The 19,508-nt window shown below is 67.1% G+C and carries 13 protein-coding genes and 1 pseudogene; 7 read left to right on the forward strand and 7 right to left on the reverse strand.

Going from position 1 to position 19,508, the window contains the following annotated elements; all coding sequences use genetic code 11:
* Window positions 1-47 precede the first annotated feature (47 nt).
* From ACFXMF_RS14455 to ACFXMF_RS14475, 5 genes and pseudogenes are all read right to left on the reverse strand, one after another.
* Entirely contained in the window at window positions 48-1,493 is a 1,446-nt protein-coding gene (locus tag ACFXMF_RS14455) for a restriction endonuclease subunit S (protein WP_379987780.1), read from the reverse strand.
* A complete protein-coding gene (locus ACFXMF_RS14460) occupies window positions 1,490-3,754 on the reverse strand; it encodes a restriction endonuclease subunit M (RefSeq protein ID WP_379987781.1) in 2,265 nt (754 codons plus the stop codon). The genes ACFXMF_RS14455 and ACFXMF_RS14460 overlap by 4 nt, the downstream gene beginning before the upstream one ends.
* Window positions 3,755-4,293: 539 nt before the next feature.
* Window positions 4,294-5,186: pseudogene (locus ACFXMF_RS14465) on the reverse strand (phosphorothioated DNA-binding restriction endonuclease).
* Between the two features lie 666 nt (window positions 5,187-5,852).
* Window positions 5,853-8,621 carry a hypothetical protein gene (locus tag ACFXMF_RS14470; protein WP_379987782.1) on the reverse strand — a complete coding sequence of 923 codons (2,769 nt, stop codon included), beginning with the start codon at window positions 8,619-8,621 and terminating at the stop codon, window positions 5,853-5,855.
* A 289-nt stretch (window positions 8,622-8,910) separates the two neighbouring features.
* Window positions 8,911-10,047, reverse strand: coding sequence for a M20 family metallopeptidase (locus ACFXMF_RS14475; protein WP_379987783.1), 1,137 nt, complete (start codon window positions 10,045-10,047; stop codon window positions 8,911-8,913).
* A 121-nt stretch (window positions 10,048-10,168) separates the two neighbouring features.
* On the opposite strand from ACFXMF_RS14475, the gene ACFXMF_RS14480 reads away from it, so the two are divergent.
* Window positions 10,169-11,185, forward strand: coding sequence for an NAD-dependent epimerase/dehydratase family protein (locus ACFXMF_RS14480; protein WP_379987784.1), 1,017 nt, complete (start codon window positions 10,169-10,171; stop codon window positions 11,183-11,185).
* A gap of 36 nt (window positions 11,186-11,221) precedes the next feature.
* Here the strand turns inward: ACFXMF_RS14480 and ACFXMF_RS14485 are convergent, their stop codons facing one another.
* The gene (locus ACFXMF_RS14485) at window positions 11,222-12,538 is read right to left on the reverse strand and encodes a hypothetical protein (RefSeq protein ID WP_379987785.1); all 1,317 of its coding nucleotides are present in this window, start codon (window positions 12,536-12,538) and stop codon (window positions 11,222-11,224) included.
* Between the two features lie 258 nt (window positions 12,539-12,796).
* Between ACFXMF_RS14485 and ACFXMF_RS14490 the strand changes: the two genes are divergently transcribed.
* From ACFXMF_RS14490 to ACFXMF_RS14515, 6 genes are all read left to right on the forward strand, one after another.
* Entirely contained in the window at window positions 12,797-14,977 is a 2,181-nt protein-coding gene (locus tag ACFXMF_RS14490) for a B12-binding domain-containing radical SAM protein (protein WP_379987786.1), read from the forward strand.
* A gap of 47 nt (window positions 14,978-15,024) precedes the next feature.
* Complete coding sequence (locus ACFXMF_RS14495; RefSeq protein WP_379987787.1) at window positions 15,025-16,116, forward strand: aldo/keto reductase; 1,092 nt, start codon at window positions 15,025-15,027, stop codon at window positions 16,114-16,116.
* A 24-nt stretch (window positions 16,117-16,140) separates the two neighbouring features.
* Window positions 16,141-16,611 (forward strand): NUDIX domain-containing protein, encoded by a 471-nt coding sequence (locus ACFXMF_RS14500; protein WP_379987788.1) that lies wholly within the window; start codon window positions 16,141-16,143, stop codon window positions 16,609-16,611.
* Complete coding sequence (cyaB, locus tag ACFXMF_RS14505) at window positions 16,608-17,165, forward strand: class IV adenylate cyclase (protein ID WP_379987789.1); 558 nt, start codon at window positions 16,608-16,610, stop codon at window positions 17,163-17,165. The genes ACFXMF_RS14500 and cyaB overlap by 4 nt, the downstream gene beginning before the upstream one ends.
* Window positions 17,166-17,482: 317 nt before the next feature.
* Window positions 17,483-17,881 carry an ATP-binding protein gene (locus ACFXMF_RS14510; protein WP_379987790.1) on the forward strand — a complete coding sequence of 133 codons (399 nt, stop codon included), beginning with the start codon at window positions 17,483-17,485 and terminating at the stop codon, window positions 17,879-17,881.
* Complete coding sequence (locus tag ACFXMF_RS14515) at window positions 17,878-19,095, forward strand: endonuclease/exonuclease/phosphatase family protein (RefSeq protein WP_379987791.1); 1,218 nt, start codon at window positions 17,878-17,880, stop codon at window positions 19,093-19,095. The genes ACFXMF_RS14510 and ACFXMF_RS14515 overlap by 4 nt, the downstream gene beginning before the upstream one ends.
* Before the next feature lie 151 nt (window positions 19,096-19,246).
* Here ACFXMF_RS14515 and ACFXMF_RS14520 read toward each other — a convergent pair.
* A partial coding sequence (locus tag ACFXMF_RS14520) for a hypothetical protein (protein ID WP_379987792.1) occupies window positions 19,247-19,508 on the reverse strand: 262 nt, incomplete at its 5' end.

Below are 19,508 nucleotides of genomic sequence, written 5' to 3' on the forward strand. Positions count from 1 at the left end.
AACGCAAGAGCAAACGGGCTGAAGCACGTGGAGCGTTGAGCTGCTGCTCACCGACTCCGGGCAACCATGTGCGACTCCACAGCATGTTCCAGTTTCACAATGGCTGAGTCTTCTCGCCGGTCGGCAACATCGCGCTTCCGATATGCGTCGCGCACGGTCTCAGAGATGCGGTCACGGTCTGCTTCCGTGAGAGCTGGCACAGGCACATGGTCACGGAGTTCCTCGTGAATGTCCTGCTGCTTGCCACCCGCCGACATAGAGCGCAACAGTCGAAACGCTGGCTCAGAACGCATGAATGCGAAGAGATAGGCCCCGCTGAAGCCAGCCATATTGGGGCGAATACGCAGGAAATGTTCTGAATAGGCGTGCTCTTGCCAGTCTCCGGTGACCAAGGTCGAGCGGCAATAGACCTCGTTCTCGCCGAGTGTCCCTTGCGCAGCAACCAGAACCGTCTCGTCCTCGGCCAGCACCTCTTTCGCCGTACGCGTTTTGCTGATCCAGCGCCCTTCTGGACGCAGCCAAAACGCCTGCCGCTGCCCGATGAGTCGATAGCTGTACGTCTTGCCAGGTCCCCCGTCCACACGCTCAAACCGAACGCCTCGGCTCAATTGGCCGCCCGCGCACAACTTTCCGAGCGTCACGTGCTCTACCGAGGCGAGTCGCTGTTGAACTCTTCGCGCCCGAGGCTGGAAGTTAAGTGCACGCAATGTGGTGGCGTTGAGCCCGCGCTCCGTGAAACCAAGTTCCCGCCCCTGCTCATGCCACCGCAGGTCCAACAGTTCCCCAAGCCCCGCCGTCGTGAACAGGTCCCGTGTTGCCTCGTCCAGCCCCGCCTGAAAATCGGCCCGCAACTGTGCGGCTTCCTCGATGAGTTCGTGGATCTCGTTTTCCACGTCCGCGCCGAACCGTGGCACCGGGAGATCTGCAATGTGGTGCGGCTCGATGTGCTTCACGGCGGAGCCGTAGACCTTGCCCTTGACGAGCACTTCGCCGAACCGGCTGGCCAGGAACGCGTACAGGTATCCGGCGCCGATGTGCTCAGGATCGGGAACGACCTTGAGCACGTCCTGTGACGACCAGAACCCGTCCATGTCGGGGCGGACATAAGACCTGCGCCCGGCATTGAATCCCGAGCACGAGATCAACGTCATGCCCGGCGCCAAGCGTAGGTAGCCGAGCGCCTTCGACTCGGCGTCCGACTTCCGCAGCCGAGGCAACGTGCCGAAGTCGGCTACCAGCATGTCCTTGCTGCCCACGAACGGCACGCTGTGGTCCGGGTCCGTGAGGTATACCCGCTTGAACATCGGCCCGTTGTAGAGCCCGCCTGCGTGCCCGGCTGTGACTTCCTTCAGCGGAACCTTCGGTACCGGAAGGCGCTCCAGCAACCGCTGGATGGCGAAGGCCCCAGAAAGGTAGGGCTTCGCATCCAGGCGCAGTCCCTGCTTGTCCAGCCATCCACGACGGGCCGGGTTCTCAGGCGCCGCGATCCTCACGCGTTCTTCCCCTTTTCCCAAGGCAGTTCGTGCTCGTGACGCCCCAGGAACGCATGGTATTCGTCGATGACGTTCGGTCTGTCATGTCGCTCCGGCCGCTCTCGCAGCGACATCAGGTCGTCGTCCGGGATCAGGTCCCGCCTCTTGAGCTTGCGCTCGATCGCCACGTTGTTGACCACGACCTCGTCGGAGACCTCGTACTCATGGAAGACGAAATCCCCCTGGACATCTCGGACATAGAGCGGGTTGCCGCGCCGGTCGACGCCGACCTTTTCCGCGACCGCCATGAACACCGGGTAGTCGGTCGTACCGTGCACCCGCTCGGAGAACTTCTCCTCCTCGGTCTTCTTCCTCAGGAAGAGGAGCGTGGTGAGGATGTTGACGCCGGCCCCCTCAACGAAGATCTCGACTGGGAGTTCGACACTCGCCATCACCCAGCACTCGTCGAGGATGTACTGGCGTACTGCCTCGTCATCCGGCCCGGGATTGGACAGGATGCCGTTGGGCAGCACGATGCCGATGCGGCCGGCCGGCTGGACCCACTCGATCGCCTTCTGCACGAACAGCCGTTCCGGCGACACCGATGTCGCAGGCTTGCCCCGCTTGAGGGTGCCGTCCTTGTCGCGGCTCCAGCTGTACGCAACGCTCGGCTTTTCCGCTCCCGCCCCGTCCCTGCGGAAGAGGTCCAGTACCGGCCCGGTCACCGGGATGTCCGTACCGAACGGCGGATTGGTGAGCAGGACGTGGACCTTGCCAGGCTCGATCTTTTCACGAAACGGCTTCGAGAGCCGCACGCCGGGAAGGTTCCCCATGGCCGGGAACCCGAGCGAGTCCATCTGGAAGGTATGGCCCGCGATGTCGGTGAGCATCATGACGCCGAACGCCGCAGCGCGCGTCAGGAACGGGTCGAAGTCGGCTCCGAATACCCGGGATTCGGCATACCGACCGAGCCGCTCCCGCTTGGCGGTCTCCAGCCGGGCGCGCTCCTGCAACGACAACGACTGCTCGTTTTCGGGCATCCACTTGTGGAGCACATGCAGCAAGGTCTCGCGGAGGAATCCGCCGGTCCCGCAGCACGGGTCCAGGACGGTTTCGTCTTCCTGCGGATCGAGCATCTCGACCATCAGCCGGACGGCCCGCAGCGGCGTGAAGTACTGCCCACGGTCGCCCCGGAGGTTGTCCCCGACCAGCTCCTGGTACGCGGTACCGAGGGCGTCGAGGGACGTCTCATGGAGGCTGTAGGTCGCCAACTCACTGGTGATGAAGGTCAGTGCGGCGTCCCCCAGCGTCAACCTGTCGTACTCGTCGAACAGCTCTTGGTCGGCGTAGTACTCCTTGACTTCCGCGAAGAGCTCCCTGACCCGGGCGGCGACGTCGGCGCTGCTCTCCCCGCGCCGCGACAACGCGACCAGGTCGTCGGCGTCCACCCGGAAGCGGCGCTCTCGTCCTTGCCCGCCCAGGCGCTCGTCGTACAGCTTCGCGAACAGCACGTAGAGGAACTGCCAGAACGCGGCGTCCTTGGGTAGCCCGTCGTTGCCGTGGATGTAGTTGTGGCACCGGCGGAACGCGAAGCGCAGCATCGTCTCGTCGGCACTGCGCATCAGCGCGAGCGAACGGGCATTGCCCCGGGCGTCGAAGTCGGTGTCGTCGCTGCGCGGCCAGTTCGGCAGCGCCAAGAACTCGGACTCGAACGGTGAGGGGTCGTGCCGCCGGATGAAGTAGAGGTCCTTGTCGTCCGTCCACATGCCGTAGACGCACTCGGGCCCGCACGCCTGCATGAGCTCCGAGAGCTCGTCGACCTGCTCCTTCGCGTGGGCGAACGTCCGGATCCTGGAGACCGTACGGCTGTCCTTGGGGCGCGGCTTCGTCACCACGATGCGGCGCACGTACTGCAACTCATGCGGCTGATCGTGCTCGAAGATCGCGATGCTCGCGCGGCGCCGGGTCTTGCGGCCGGTGTCCTGGTTCAGGACCGGGATCGAGAAGTCCGCTGCCATGTCGCGCGGGTCGATGCCGTACTGATGCACCAGGGACCGGGCGATCCGCTGGCGCACCAGCTCGCCTTCGGAGCGCTTTACCACCTTGGTGCCGGTGATGTAGTCGAACATCTCGTCGTCGGCCAGTCGGCGCGGGCTCTCGCCCGCGTCGTCGGCCGTCCCCGCGGGCGCGTCGCTGGCCTTGCCCCGCTGCCGCGGGGGCTTCGACTTGCCCTGGCCCTGGGCGTCGCCGGGAAGGTCCAAGCCGAGCTGCTCGTCAGCCATTGCGGTTACGACCACCTTTGTCCAAGATCATTCGATTTTCTGCCGTGCGTCAACGGCGCTCCGGCTCAAGGGTAGGGCAGGGAGATCGGTCCACTCTCCGGAGTGACACGACTTCCGACCGGCGATTCATTCGGCTACCTTCCGAGAGCGTCGCGTTACTCACCGACGAACACGTCAGGCCCGCCGCGCGAGTATCCGCACCTGCGGTGCTGACCGGCAAGCCGAACCTCAGAGCCCTTCCCTCTTTGCCAGCCTTGAGTGGGACATCCCGACCTGTCGGGTTGGCTCGAAAGCGGTCTTCCCCCGATTTATGGAGATACTTGCCCCTGCCTGGGCCAATGGCCCCGCACGGCGCTGCGAACACCAACCATAAGACCCATAATCGCATCGACATCTCATTCGACTTGGCGCGCTCCGCCAAGTGCCGGGGTCGTAGTGGCACACGGTCCTGACCATGGATTGCGCCGTCCCTGCCGGCGTCGCCGGGCGGTCCAGCCGCTGCTCACACTGTTCAGCTCAGGACAGGGATGAGGTGCCGTCTACGCCGCGAGGGCGGGGCGTGCCGGTCCGTGGAACACCTGTGCCGCGTGCCAGGACCGGTGGACGGCGGCTATCGGGGACGTCCCGGGCCGCGGGCCGAGCAGCGGGCGGCCGCCGAGGGCGATGACCTGGTCGTGGGCCGCTGTGCTGTGCCCGACGAAGCGCTGCGCGACTATGACGCCGTTCTCTTCGCTCACCCCGAGGACGCCCTTGTCGAAGAGCTTGTGGTGCAGGGAGCATAGGCAAAGGGCATTGCCGACCTCGTCGGCCCCCGCCGAGCGCCCACCACTACACGTGCGCGGCCTCCAGCCCGATAGGAATGGAGCCGATACGCCTGTCATACCCGCAGAACGCACACCAGTACTCGTACGCGGTCAGCACGAGTTCGCGCAGCCCCGTACTTCACTGCCGACGACCTGGGAGCAGAGGCTGTGTCTCGACGTACTCGATCTCCAGGCCGGCGGCCTCGCACAGCTCCTGGTGGAGGGAGGGCGGGAAGTGCAGGTCGAGCGACTTACGCGTCATCCAGCCGAGCAGGGAAGGGTCATGCCGCAGCGCAACGCGCAGGTCCGGCGCGAGCCGCCCGGCGGCACCGGAGTCGCGGAGCTCCCGAACCCCGCTCCCCGGACTGCCCGCGCCGCGGTTCGTGCGTACCTCCCATACACCGTCACTCACGAGGTGGTGGAACGGGTAGGCCGGTGTGCTGCGGTTGCCCGGCCCGTACTCGGCGAGCAGGCGCTGGAGGTCCTCTTCGACGGCGCTGTAGACCAGTTCGGCATCGGCGTCCTGCTGGAAGCGGCCGAGCGCGTAGAGGAGCAGCAGCGGCTTGTGCGGCTCGGACTCCGTTGCTGGTCCACTGCCTCAGGGCCGCGACTTGCTCCAGCCAGTCCATGGCCAGGATCGTAGGGGCGTCCCGGGGCCTGCTGTTGCGTATTTGAAGCCACGACCTCTTCGTCCCAAATCAGGGGCAGAGTGGCTGCTGCGGTCATACGCGCAGCTCAGAGGCGGTGCCAGGGCCGTTGACGGTCACTGCTGGAGGGCCTGGTTGCAGTACTTGCTGCTGTACAGCAGCGCTTGCAGCCCGCCGCTTGACTTGGGTGTGTAGGCCCTGGCTGGGAACTCCGATTGTCGACTTCATCCGTGATACGCGCAGCCACCCTTAATCCCCTGTGGCCCACTCGCTGCCTGTCCACCAGGTGCGTTAGGCATTCGGTTGCATCTCCGTCCCCTCCGGCGTCTTGGCATCGACCAGTGTCGGGGTTCTGAGGCGATCTGGGTGGAGCAACTCGCTATCGATGACGCCAAATCTGCCGCAGCCGTAGTACTTCTGTCGCCCAGTGGGTCTCAAGCTCCGACGCAGGGATGTGTTCGCGACTAAGGCTGAAGCGAACGTGGCGGTAGAGCCAGTGCAGTGAAGTATCTGTGCTGGTGATCAGCGTGGACAGCAGGGGTTCTTCGGCTGGTGTTTCCCGATCCACGGCGACGAGCAACTCGCCTTGATCATCAGGGTGCAGATAGGGCAGCCCGCCGCCCATCTGCAGACGAAGGTCTCCCCACGTCAGGAATCTCCCACCGCTACGGGCGGAGTCCACGAGGATCTCGCGGGCGCCGATGGCGAGTTTGTCGATGGTCTCGAGCGGGAGGCGATCAGCATGCTGAGGGGCGACCCCACTGTCCGTCCGGTGGTGGGACTCGTTCTCCGGCGCGATTGTTGCCGTCGGCGTGGAGGGTTCGCGCTTGGCAGGTTGCAGTTCTTCAATCGGCGTTGCCACCGCTTCACTTCCTTGTCTTCCGCATCGGGCAGCGATTGCGCCAATCGGCGTCGGAGCCTCCCAATCGCGTTAAGTGTGTTGGTTAGTTCGTCTGCTGATCGGGTCTCACGGGTGCGACCCAGGTCGACGAGTAGCTGGCGAATTCTCGAAAGCGATGGATCTACTTGCATTTTCGGATCTCGCTCACGGCACCATGCCTTCACTTCGCGCATGAAGGGCGTGTACTCTTCCCGGTCGGCGTGTGATAGTCGCCGTGCGTAGACCGGACCCGCTAAGCGGCGGGCTGTCTCTACCGCGGCCAGATCCTCTGCTTTCTGGGCGGTACGAATCTCCTGAGCGAGCCAATCGATCTCGCCGCGCGCCTCGGTGAAGGCAAGGAGCTGTGCCGCTTCCGTCGGTTCGCTGCCAGACCGTGCGCCATGAGCCTGCTCAGATTCACGGGCATCGATCCATTTCCGTATGTCCCGACGCAGGCGGTGGAGACGCTCTCGTACTGCCTCGGCCAGCTCGTGGTCGCGAATGCTATCGGCCTCTTGTCGCAGTCTTGTTGCCTCTGCCAGGTTGCTGGAGAACGTTGCCGCAGCGAAAAGCTCTGAGATTTGGGCGACTCTCCGGGCCGCTTCAATCTGCCGGTCGTGCACTCCTCTCTCCACTGCCATGGCGCTTTTCGATCTTTCGACACGGGTTTCGGAAGGCTGGTGTGCCGAGTTATCGCTGTCGGCTGGTCGACTGGCAGGTTCCGGGGACGTGATTGGTGGGCCGACCAGACGGCCGACTTCGTCCAGGATGGGGTCGCAGGCCTTCAGCCAGGCGCGGAGAGCGTGGTGTTGACGGCGGGCGGCGTAGTACTGCTGGGCGTGCGCCTCGCCTTGTTCGATGGTCTGTGACAGGCGGGCGGTATGCCGACCGCTTGTCAGGGGGAGCACGGCTGCGGCTTCTCGCAACTTCGCCTGTATGCTCACGATCTTTCGCGAGGCCGTGAGCAGATCAGCGCGCGAGGGCGCCTGCTCTGTGGTGACGGACTCTTCCCCGAAAGTCGTGGAAGCTGCTGCCGTGAGTTCGGGCCTCGGTCCGTACGCTTTGTGCGCCTCCTTGATCGCGGTCTCGCTCCACCGGCTCAGAGCGGCCTCCGACGCCGGGGCGGTGACTCCGAGCAACCGCAGAACGGTCCCCAGGTAAGGAAGGGGGCGCTTGGAACCGGCAACCACTAGGACGCACAGCAGCGGTCTGTCTGGGCTCAGCGGTTTGTCCACCTCGACCAGCAAGTCCCGGCGCTTAGGATCCGATAGATGGGCGAGATCGAGGCCGATTTGGCGAGCGAGCTCGTGCCACGTGGTCGTGGCATGTTCTCGTGCCGCGCGTTCCAGCGCCTGGCGGAGCGCGGTCGCCGCCCTGCTGCGTTCGGGCTGAGCCGGTGCAGCATGAGTGTGGGCGCGCTGTGTACGGGTTGAGTCGAGTCGCTCATCGAGGGCGACACTGGGGCGCCACAAGCCAGTGCGTTCCGCGTCAAGGCCGTTGAGCCGCACAAGGCTGTCGGCGCGGACCACCCACGGTGAGCCTTGGCTTCCGACAGGGTCGGTAATCAGCAGCCGTACTACGCCCGACAGTTGATAGACATATTGCTCTGTGGGAACCGGGATCGTCTCAGGTAGGGAGAGGTGGGCCCGTATGATGCGGCTTCCTGTTGGCTTTACGAAGCCGGACAACAGATGTCGGCCAGCTGCGGCGAACGGCGAATCGGCCAGCGGCATAGTTTCACCGTCCACCGCGAAAACGATTTCGGCACCGCTCAGGGGCAGGCTGCCTGGAAGCGGATCGTTTCGCATTCCGCCCTCGCGGATGATCCCCTCGGCACGCAGTTCCTCAAGGATCGGTGTCTCCAGGCCACTGCTGCTCATGCGGCACTGCTCAAGAGGGGCCCAGATGACGCCACGGTTCTCGGTCATGGTGCCGATGAGGACGCGACGGTCGTTTCCCTTGGTCTCGCATCGCACACGCAGTGCGTAGCCCTGGCGGGCCATCATGTCGCGCGTGATTGTGCCGTCGGGGCGGAAGACCCACTCGATGTGACCTTCCTTGGCGCCGAGACTGTCTGCGGCCTTGCGCCAGTTCCGATAGTCCTCCGGGTGCAGTTCGAACCGAAGGTGCTGGTCCGTGGCACGTAGCCAGAAATCCACTGCATCCCCTGGGCCGTGTCCGAGACTACGTAGTTCGGCCCGTGCGGCGTGACCCTGGTCCGCTAGCCATCGGGTGACATGTAACTTGATGAACAAGTGGTCGGCGCTGTCCACTCCGTTGGCGGTACGGCCGCATGTCGCACGGCTTCCGTGGCGATCCGGGTAGTGGGAGAAGTGACAGACCTTGGTCTCGTACCGCTTGGTCATCAGCTTTTCTCCGCAACCCCCGAGGAGCTTGCCGCACCAGAAGCGGTCAGTGCCGAACTGGCGGCGGAACTCATCCAGGTTGTGCGGCTCCTCGGGAAGGATGACGGGCTGATCAGAGTCCCGGGCGCCGATGACTGCGGTCTGGATGAGACGGGTGTCGATCTGCGGCACCTTCAGCCCTCCGAAGTGGATGTGCGACAACCTACTGAAACCGTAGGTGCACTGAGGATGGACTCCTCGATGTCAGGCTCCGCTGGCTCACCGATTGATATGGCCACGTACCGCATTGCCTTCGTCACCGCTCACTGACGAGACAGGGCGGAGCACGGAGCCCAACGGTGGCTCAGAGGCAGTTGGCCTAGCTGGTGTGCGCGGGGCGTGACGACGAGCTCGGGGTTGTCCGAAGTGACGGGGTTGGTTCCGTTCCCGATGTGGGTGAGGAGTGGGAGTTCCTGGTCATTTAACGGAGACCAGCGGACAACGCGAGGCTCATCAGGCGGGCCAGGAAGGCTGCGCGGTCGGGCATGGTGTTGATGAGTACGTGTTCGTTGCGGCCGTGGGGGTGGGCGCCGAGGGCGCCGAGGCCGTCGAGGGTGGGGATGCCGAGGGCGGCGGTGAAGTTGCCGTCGGATCCGCCGCCGGAGCGCACCGCGGCCGGTTCGGGGAGGCCCAAGGAGCGGGCGGCCTGTCGGGCGTGTTCGAGGAGAGTTTGTGCGGCTGTGGGTTCGAAGGGGTGGCGGTTGATACCGCCGGTGATGGTCAGTGATGCGCCGACGAGGTGGGGTGCGAGTTTGCGGATGGCCTCGTCGACGCGTTCGAGTTCGGCACGGGTCCAGGCCCGGGCGTCGACGTGGAGCGTGGCGGCTTCGGGGACGGTGTTTGTTGTGGTCCCGGCCGTCATCACCGTGGGGGTGACCGTCGTTCCGTCGTCGGGTGTGGCGAGGGCGGCCAGGTGGATGGACTGGTGGGCGATCTCCAGGCCCGCGTTGACGCCGAGTTCGGGTTCGAGGCCGGCATGGGCTGCTCGGCCGTGGGCGGTGATCTCGTAGTTGGCGGTGCCCTTGCGGGCGGTCTTGACCGCGCCGCCGTCCGCGCTGGGTTCGCCGACCAGGACCGCGCGGCTGCCGCGGGCCTGGGTCTCGACGAGGTCGCGGGAGGTGTGGGACCCGGTCTCCTCGTCGCAGGTGAGCAGGAGCCGGACGCGGGTGGGGTCTTCGAGCAGGGCGGCGGCGGTGAGCATCTGTACGATGCCGGCCTTCATGTCGAAGACGCCGGGGCCCCGGGCGACGCCGTCGTGGATGCCGAAGGGGATCTCGTCGAGCGTGCCGATCGGCCAGACGGTGTCGAAGTGGCCCAGCAGCATGACCGGTTCGGGATGCTCTCCGGCCCAGAGCAGGTGCGGACCGCCGTCACCGACGATGCGCTGCGGTGCGTAGCCGAAGACGGCTGTGCCTGCCTCGGTCAGCAGGTCCGCGCAGCGCCCGAGGGCCTTCGTGTCACCGGTCGGGGACTCGCAGGTCACCAACTCGCCGAGCAGATCGACCATGTTCGCGGCCTGTGCCTGTGCCCGCTGCCGTAGTTCGTTGTCTTCGGTCATGCCTCGATCTTCGCCGAGCCGTTCGACGACACGGAAGGGCGCGGAAGAGGGCAACAGGACACGGACGGCTCCTCAGGTCGGGGACGATGCGCCCGGCGACGATTCCCGGCAGGATCGGGCCATGCGGATTCTCGTGCTGGGTGGGACGTGGTTTCTGGGCCGTGCGATCACGGAGGACGCCCTCGCGCGGGGGTGGGCGGTGACGACCTTTAACCGCGGACGATCCGGCCGCGACGTCCCCGGCGTTCGGGCTGTGCACGGGGACCGCACGAGCGCCGAGGACGTGCGGCGTCTTGGGGAGTTCGGTCCGTGGGATGCGGTGGTGGACACCTCCAGCTCGGAGCTGTCGCCTCGTGAGGTCTTCGTCGGGGCGTCGCTGTTGTCGGATCACGCGGCGCGATACGTGCACATCTCCACGGTCAGTGTGTACGCGGGTTGGCCGCACACGTCGTTGACCGAGGAGTCGGCGGTGCTGGAGTGCGCCTACGACGCGGACTCCGACTTCGGGTACACCGGCGCGGACGGCTCGCCGACGAAGTACGGCTTCCAGAAGGCGGGTGTGGAGAACGCCGTGCACAGGGCGTTCGAGAGTCGGGCCACCGTGTTGCGGCCGGGGGTGATCCTGGGGCCGGGTGAGTATGTCGGGCGGCTGCCGTGGTGGTTGGCGCGCGCGGCACGGGGCGGGCCGCTGCTGGCTCCCGCCCCGGCGGACACGGTGATCCAGCCGGTGGACGTGCGGGACGTCGCGCGCTTCGCCCTGGACCGTGCGCGGACCGGGGTGCCCGCCACGTACAACGTCGCCCATCCGCACGGGATCACCTTCGCCGACTTCCTGGCCGCCTGCCTGGCCGTCACCGGAGGCACCGGGACGCCGGTGTGGGCCGAACCCGAGTTCCTGGTCGAGCACGACGTGGCCCAGTGGACGGAGTTGCCCCTGTGGCGTACCCACGCCGGGGTGTGGTCCGTGGACCCGACCGCAGCCGTCAAGGACGGGCTGCGCTGCCGCCCGCTTGCCGAGACGGTCGCGGACACCTGGGCATGGCTGCACTCCGGCGGGACGCCTGTCGATCACGCCCGGGCCGCTCTTCACGGCATCGATCCCGTGAAGGAGCAGGCGTTGTTGTCGCAGCTCGCGTGACCTGCGGGGCTGGCCTTCTTCGGGAGACGCGCAGGGCTAGGCCATGCCGGCCGGGCCGGGTGAGCCGAACAAGGCGGGCGCGTTGGTGAGGGTGAACGACTCGATCCGGTCGCGCAGGTCGCGTGATCCGGTCGCTGCCCGGTAGTTCGCTCCGGACAGCGCCGCGCGTACCGGGTGGAGGCGTTGGACCATGCCCTCGACGCGACGCTCGGGAGGTACGTCGAAGACCACCTGCAGCGACGCTCCGGCCCCCGGCAGGTCGCCGTCCAGGAGGCGTGCGTGGGCCTGGTCGGCTGCGGCCTCGCCGAGCAGTTTGGCGGACTGCTGTTCCACGGGGAGGCGGCGGACGCTCTCCAGTGCTTCTCCGGAGGCCCTGCCGGCGCGTTGGGCTTCGCCCATGAGCAGGAGTGTCGTGCCGGCGGACATCGCTCGGCGCGCGTCGTCGAAGGCGAATTCGCCCGCGATGCCGTCGTGCAGGTCGTCTCGCGCGTCGCGGCTGGTGTGTCCCGCGGTGCGCAGCGCGCGTTCGGCGCCGGCCAGGTCTCCCGTGTGGGCGTAGGCGCGGGCAGCGATGGATGCCCGGCGGATGGTGCCGGTGCCCCCGACCTGGAAGTGCTCGGCCCTTTCGACCAGGGTGACTGCGACGCTGGGGCGTCCCTGCCAGTAGGCGATGAGCGCGAGCGTGCAGTCGGCGTAGGTGAGGAGGGGGTGGTGGTCGATGATCTCGGCGTGCATACGCGCGGCTCGGGCAAGCTCGGCCGAGGCCGCTCGTGAGCCGAGATCGAAGGCGACTTGGGCCAGCAGGGCGCACACGGTGCCGGTGGCCAGATGGAGATCACGGCGTTGGGCGGGTGCGGCGGTGCGGTCCAGCAGCGCGGAGGATGCCGCGTGCAACCGTTTGCCTTCGGTGTAGACGTGCAGCGGCGAGGTACGCGAGTAGGCGCCGGCCAGCTGCACGATGTCGTCTTGGATCTGGTCGAGTTGGGCATCCGCGATACGGCGCCCGGCGAAGTTCCCGGCGTGTTCGGATGCTTCGTGCGCGGTCATCAAGAGCTCGCCTTCGTCTATCAGGGACGGAGCAGGAGCATCGGCCGCCGGAGCGGACAGTAACTCCCGGATGGCCCGCCCGAACATGTGGACGAGGATGCGGGCGGCGGTGTCACCGGTGTTGTGGACGTCGCCGTTGCGCCAGCGACGCCATGTGCGTTCGGTGACCTCCTCGCGACGCAGGCGCTCGTTCCGGTCGAGGTCGGCGAGTTCGCACGCGGCCCTTTTGTACGCCCGCGCGAACTCGGTGTACCTGTCGAGACCTTGGTGTTCGGCCAGTTGCGCCAGCAGCGTTGCGTGTGTCAACTCCGCCCCCCTGATCAGGTTGTCGGTTTCAGAGTGCACCGCTCACGACCGGTTCCTCCACCGAATCGGACCGTTCTCGGGCATCCGCCGACAGGTGTCCGGCCGGTGTCCGCGGCGCTGCCCAGCGAGGCTCGAAGTGGCCGGTGAATGACCGCCGAACGCCGTAGATGTGCCGCCGAGGTGACCTCAAGCTGATCTGCACCCCACCGCACGTTCGGGGTCGTGTCCATCAGCCCAACCGTGAGCGGAGGCGCATCCATGAGTGTCCGAGCACCGGATGTCGGATCGATCAAGACCGATCGCCTGATGCGCGTGGCCGCACTGGCGGCACCGGGCGACTCCGAACTGGCGGCGGCCTTCGCGGTCACGGCCACCCGTCACCTGACCGACCCCACACGCTTACGCGCACACATCGAAGAACACCTCGCCGGGCGAGTCGGCCGCGTCGTGGTCGGGGGCTCGCTCGACCGGCGCCTGGTCCTCGTCGAACGGACCGATCAGCGCTGGGTGGCCGCCGACCTTTCCGGAAGCGAACACCGAAGTCGTGAATGGCCCGCGTGGGCCCACGGCAACCTGCACATCGAGAACCCGAGCTCCTGGCTGTCCCTGGCCGCCGTCAATCAGCACGCCATACACCGGCTCACCAGGCCCAGGGTGCTCCTGGTCGCCCTCTACCACCCCGAGCACTTCCCGCTGCCGCGCTTTCCGCTCGGCATCTCCGGCCTGGCGCGCGCCGCACGGCGGAGCCTGCTCGGCGACGTGCGCCTGATGGACATGCAGCTGGGTGCCACGCTCGACGGCATCGTCGCCGAGATCCGCGAGGGCTGGCCGGACATCCTGGGGATTTCCGCCACCTTCGGGCAACACGACCTGATGATCCGTCTGCTGGACACCGTGTCGGCCCTGCCCGATCCGCCCCGCGTGATCGCCGGCGGCAGCCTCACCGCCCGCAACGAGGCCCTTCTCCTCGACCGTTACCCGGATCTGCTCATCGGACGTGGAGCCGGCGAGAGCACCATCGTCGACCTGATCGCGCACTGGCACGGCGACCTCACCCTCGATCGGGTACGCGGCATCGGCTATGTGGGCGTGGCCCGCGGCGACGGGACGATGACCATCGGCCGACAGGGCCCGCACCGACACACCCCGGCGAGCCCGAATCGGCTCCGGGACGACTTCCTGCCCGAGCTCGACCTCCTGGACGCGACCCTGCGCAGCCACGGTGTGGTCCAGCTCGAAGCCTCCCGAGGCTGCACGAACTTCTGCTCCTTCTGCCCCCGCGCCCACAAGGGGCAATGGGCCGGCGGGGAGCCGGCCGACCTGCCATGGATGCTGGACGAGATCGACACCGTGTTCCGCCGCCATCCGTCCGTCTCCAGGACGCTGTACCTGGTGGACGAGGAGTTCATCGGCCGGGGCGCCGAGGCCGTTCCGCGAGCGCTCGCCACCGCATCGGTACTCCACGACGCCGCCTTCGCCTGGGAGACGAGCTGCCGCGTTGACCAGGTCGTCCACCCCGGCCGTGAAGCCGGCTGGCACGCCGAACGCGCGGCGATGTGGCGCACGCTCGTCCAACGTGGACTGCGACGCTGCCTGTTCGGTGTCGAGTCCGGTGTCGACAGCATCCTGGCCCGCTTCAACAAGGAGACCACCGGCGAGCAGAACGCTCTGGCGATTCGCACGTTGTCGGCCCTCGGGGTCCCCACCCGCTACACCTACATCACCTTCGACCACCTGATGACCCTCGCCGAACTGGAGGCCACCCACTCCTTCCAGGGCCGCACCGACCTCCTGCTGCGACCGCAGCCGCACCTGACTCCGGAACAGATCGTCGACGCCGTCCGTGATCGGGCGTTCGTCGATGCGAACAGCACCGGACGCCCCTTCCACAGCGGCATCTCCTACATGCTCGTGTCGATGGAGTGCCTCATCGGCGCCGCATACACCCACCAAGTCGCCAAGGCCGGACTCGCCGGCGCCGTGCGCCCCTCCATGGGCCGACGCGACGCCGAGTTCGCCGACTGGCGCATCGGCCTGTGCAGTACCTGGGCGCAGTTGTGGATCGATCGGAACTTCGCGTTCGACTACACGCTCAAGTCCCTGGAGAAGGTCCTCGACGGCGACCCCCGCCGAGCGGTTCGACGGGCACGAGCGGTGATCAAGAACTCCGCGTACACAGTCCTGGGGGGCATGCTCGACGCGGCCCGCGAGACGGGACAGACCCGCACCCCCGCCGCCCGAGACTTGCTTGACGACCGGTTGCGCCGCCTGGTGGACGCCGAACTCTCGCTGCTACAGCAGCGGATGGCCGTCGCCGCCCCGCAGGTGGGCGCCGACCTGGCAGAGATCCACGCCACCGTGCTCGACGCCGAGCACCGTCGATGGCGGTCGGCCAGGGGATGGGAGCTCATCAACGCCTCGGATCCGTGCGGCACCTGACAACCGCGATCTCACCCCCGACAGGGCCCGACCGAACGGAACCGCACATGAAGCCCACTCCACCCATCCCGTTGGAGCGGCGGCACCTCCCCGGCCTGAATCAGGAGGTTTCCGCTCTCGGCGCCGGCTGCTGGACCATCGGCGGACGCACCACCAACGGCGGGGTCCCCATCGGCTGGGACGATGTGGACCCGGAGTCCGCGTACGCGGCTCTCGTCCGCGCGTACGAGCTGGGTATCACCCTGTTCGACACAGCCGACGTATACGGACTCGGCCGATCCGAACGGCTCCTCGGCCGTCTGCTCATGGAGGTCCCCCGTCATCGAGTGACGGTCAGCAGCAAGGTCGGGTATTTCGCGGGCACGGGCGCACACCCCTACGAACCCGAACAGATGCACCACCAGCTCCGCACCACTCTGCGAAACCTCGGCACCGATCGACTGGACCTCTACTTCCTGCACAGCGACAACTTCGGTCCGAACGACATGCGTCTCACCCACGCCGTCCGGCAGATGCAGACTTTTCGTCGAGACGGCTTGATCAAGGCGATCGGCATGCGGGCGCCCCACGAGTTCGCCGTCGAATGGGCGCGCGGGGACGACCACCGGGCCGAGGAGACCCGTCGCTTCCTGCATCGATTCGAGGCGATCCGTCCCGACGTGCTGTCCGTGCGCCACAACCTGCTCAGCCCGCTCTACGGCAACGACGAGACCGACATCTTCGCGTTCGCCAAAGTAAAAGGGGTGGGTGTCGTGGTCAAGCAGGCATTGGGGCAGGGCCTGCTCATCGGAGCCCACGACCCCGACGCCCCAAGACGGTTCAGTCGTGAAGACCACCGCAGCCGTGACCCGCGGTTCCTCTCCGAGAACCTCCGGCTCGTCCACGACGCATTGACCCCCATCCGGGAGCGCTTCGGCGACACCACCCAGGCGCTCGCCCGCGTCGCCCTCCGCTTCGTCCTCGCCCACGCACCGGACGCCACCGTCCTCGTCGGCTTCCGCTCCGCCGCCCAAATCGAGACCGACGTGCACTGCCTCGGCCCACCGCTCGACCCCGACGATTTCACCCTCGTGCGTGAATCCCTCGGAGCGTTGCGAACCGAACTCGCAGTACGACCGCGTCAGGCGGCCGACGGCTGAATTCGACGCGCCTAATCTGCCCGGGTGAACAACCTCACCCCGCACAGGCACCGCAGTCCCGTCGACGTCCTCGTCCTGGTCCCGGACACCGAAGGCAGGCTCCTGCTGCTTCAACGCGCCGGCGACATCTACGCTGGCGGCCAATGGTGCCTGCCCGGCGGGCACGTCGAAGACGGGGAACACGTCCTCACCGCTGCGGCTCGCGAACTCCACGAGGAGACCGGCCTCGACGTCCCGTTCGAAGCCCTCGACTTCGTCGGCGTCACCCATCACCGCCCCCCGCACGGCGACGCCCGCGTCGGCTTCGGCTTCATCGCCCGCGCCTGGACCGGCACCCCGACCAACACCGAACCCCGCTACTGCACGGACATGATCTTCGCCCCGGTCGACGGCCTTCCCCGGCCGCTCATGGACTACAGCGCCGAGATCATCCGCCTCCACCTCAAGAACGACCCCTTCTCAGTCCACGGATGGCGCCCGGAGGTGCCCGCATGAAATACACCGAGGTCGAGCAGAAATACGAACTCCCCGACCCTCGCTCGCTGATCGACGAACTCGACGCGCTGGGGGCCGAGCGCGGCCGGGAGACTCGGCAGGTCGATGCGTACTTCAACGCGCCCCACAAGGACTTCCTCGCCCCTAACGTGGTCTCCGACTGGCTGCGGGTCCGCGTCGAGGACGACGGCAGGGCCTCGCTGAACTTCAAGCGCTGGCTTCCCCTCGATGCCACGGTCAAGACCCACTGCGACGAGTACGAGACCTCGATCGCCGACTCCGAAGCCGTCAAGCGCACCCTCGTCGCCCTGGACTTCACCGAACTGATCACCGTGGACAAGACCCGCCGAGAATGGACCACGGACGACCTCGCCATCGGCATCGACACCCTCGCCGGGGCCGGCTCCTACGTCGAGTTCGAGTTCAAGGGCGAAGCCGACTCCGTCGAAGAGGCCACCCGACGCATCGATACCTTTATCGAAGGTCTCAAGTCCACGCTCGGCGACCGCGTCCACCGCGGCTATCCCCACATCCTGCTCGGCCGCCAACACTGACGAGCCCCGCTGGAAAGCGCAGCAACCCGCCCACGGGTCGCCCCGGCTGCGCTTTCCCAGCGAAGAACCGGATCCTGCGGCTGTGGCATCGACCCAGGGCTGCCCGGGCCGCAGCCAAGCCACGTGACGTCGAACGTGCTCCCGCCGTCGATCTCTCATGACCTTCTTCATTCCCCAGAGGACGATTCCGGCGCCTTCCACGGCACCGGGTTCGCCTCGACGCGCTCTCTCGGAGGCGAAGGATTGTGCTTCAACGGCTGCTATCGGAGGTGGACCGCCCGACTGATCCGCCACCCGCCTGCTCACTTGCTACATCGATGGAGCGTGGACGCGTACAGGTCGAGTTCGTCCCCCATCCCAAGCGGGCGAGCCAGATGCGAAGCCTGGCATGTACTCAACTCCGCTTCTGCGGCTACCAAGACAGCAGCGTCGTCCAAGAGGTCGGCGTGGTGGTGAGTGAGCTGGTGACGAACGCGATCCGCCATGGCGAGGCCGACACAGTGACGCTCCTGCTCGTATGTGAAGAATCGGGAGAGATCCGCATCGAAGTGGACGACCACTCACCTTCCGCAACCCTGCCTTCGGCTCGGCCCTTCGACGTCGACGCGGAAGACGGTCGCGGCCTGGTCATCGTCGAGGCCCTCACCAGCGACTGGGGGCGCGAGGGGTCGTGTACGTGGTGCACGTTCCCCGCAACGGGCGGTGCCGCCGCGTGAGAACCCCTGTACGTGGAGGGCCCGCAACACCTGGCGACCGGGTCGAGCATAACGCCGAGAGCATCCTGCACCAGCTGCGACCGGCCGCCTTCGAGCGGATCCGGGCCGGGTACTGGGCGCTCACAGAGTGGTGGGACGTGCACGTGCGCTACCGCGAGCTGCACCGCCAGCTCGACGCCGTGCGGGCGGACCTGGGCAGCCTGGGCGTTGGGGCTCGGGACTTTGCGGCCTACGCGGACACGCTGCGGACGCGCATCGCTCCGCTGGTCGCGGAGGAGGCGGCGCGAGCGATGAGCGAACCATCCGGTGAGGACAAGGGCGACGCCGAAGCGGCCACCCTCGACGGCTTCGCCCGGGAGTACGCGGCGTTCCGAAGGTTCCGGCGTAACGCAACGACCGGGGAGGAAGGGGCGATGCAGGGTTCCACCATGCGCGTGGGCAGCTACAACCTCTTGAACGGCGGGGGTGATCGCTTCCCTTCGCAGATGGCGGTCCTGCGAGCCATGGACCTGGACCTCGTCGCCCTCCAGGAAGTGCAGCACGGCATACGGGACGATCACGCCCTGGAGTGCGCGATCGCCAACGAGCTGGGTATGCAGACCACGCTGGCCCCGTCCGCGAGCCACGGATGCCACCTGGTGCTCGCGTGGAACCCCGCGAAGCTTCGGCGCGTCGGGTACACCGCCGATGCCGCCGAGGGGAACTTCCACCACACGCTCCAGCGCGTCGAGTTCGTCGTCCCCGACACCGGCGCGCCCCTCACCGTCCTGCACACCCACCTGGACCCGTTCTCCGGCGACGACCGCGAGAGCGAGGCCCGATGGCTCACCGAGTACGCGGCGCCCGGTCGGCGCACGCTATTGCTGGGTGACCTGAACACGATCGGCGCGTTCGACCCCGAGCCCGACTGGTCGACGCTTCCCGCCCACCTCCACTCGCGACACCGGCTGTGCCGCGAGGACGGAACCCTGGGCCTGACGGATCGGCGGGCGATCCGCCTGCTCGACAGGGCCGGGTTCGTCGACCCCTTCGCGAACCAGCGCTCGGGGCGCGACACGGTCGGCCACTGGGACGAGAAGGAGGACGGCATCCGCCGCCGAAGCGACCACATCCTCGGCAGCGGACTCGCCTTCCGCACAGCGGGCGTCATCGACGACCCGATCGTTCGTCAGCTCTCCGACCACCTGCCCGTCTACGCGGTCGTCGAGGTCTGAGACCGACGCCGGTCCGCAGCTGCACAAGCCCGTTCCGGTCGCGTGGGATGTTCGCGACCGGAACGGCCGCCCTTCGGCGCTATCCCGCCCCGAGCTCCGACGCCCTGCCCTCGCGCGTACACCCCCGGCGCGGGGGCGGGGCCCTCACGGATCACATGTACGTGCCGGCGAACGTCCCGTCGAAGCCGAGGCTGACGAGGGCGTCGTCGTAGGTGGGCCAGTAGCGGTCCGGTGATCCGGCGGCGAGGTTGTCGAAGTCGTCGGCGTCGAGGTCGGGTTCGTGCCATTGGTGTGCGCAGCGGCAGCGGATGAAGGTGTGGCCTTGGTGGTGGACGAGGAGCCAGTCGCGGCGGGCGTCGCAGGCGGGGCAGCGTACGGGGATGCCGGTGACGCGGAGTTCGTCGGGGTGCTCG

Source organism: Embleya sp. NPDC059213, assembly GCF_042754445.1.
Taxonomy (GTDB): domain Bacteria; phylum Actinomycetota; class Actinomycetes; order Streptomycetales; family Streptomycetaceae; genus Embleya.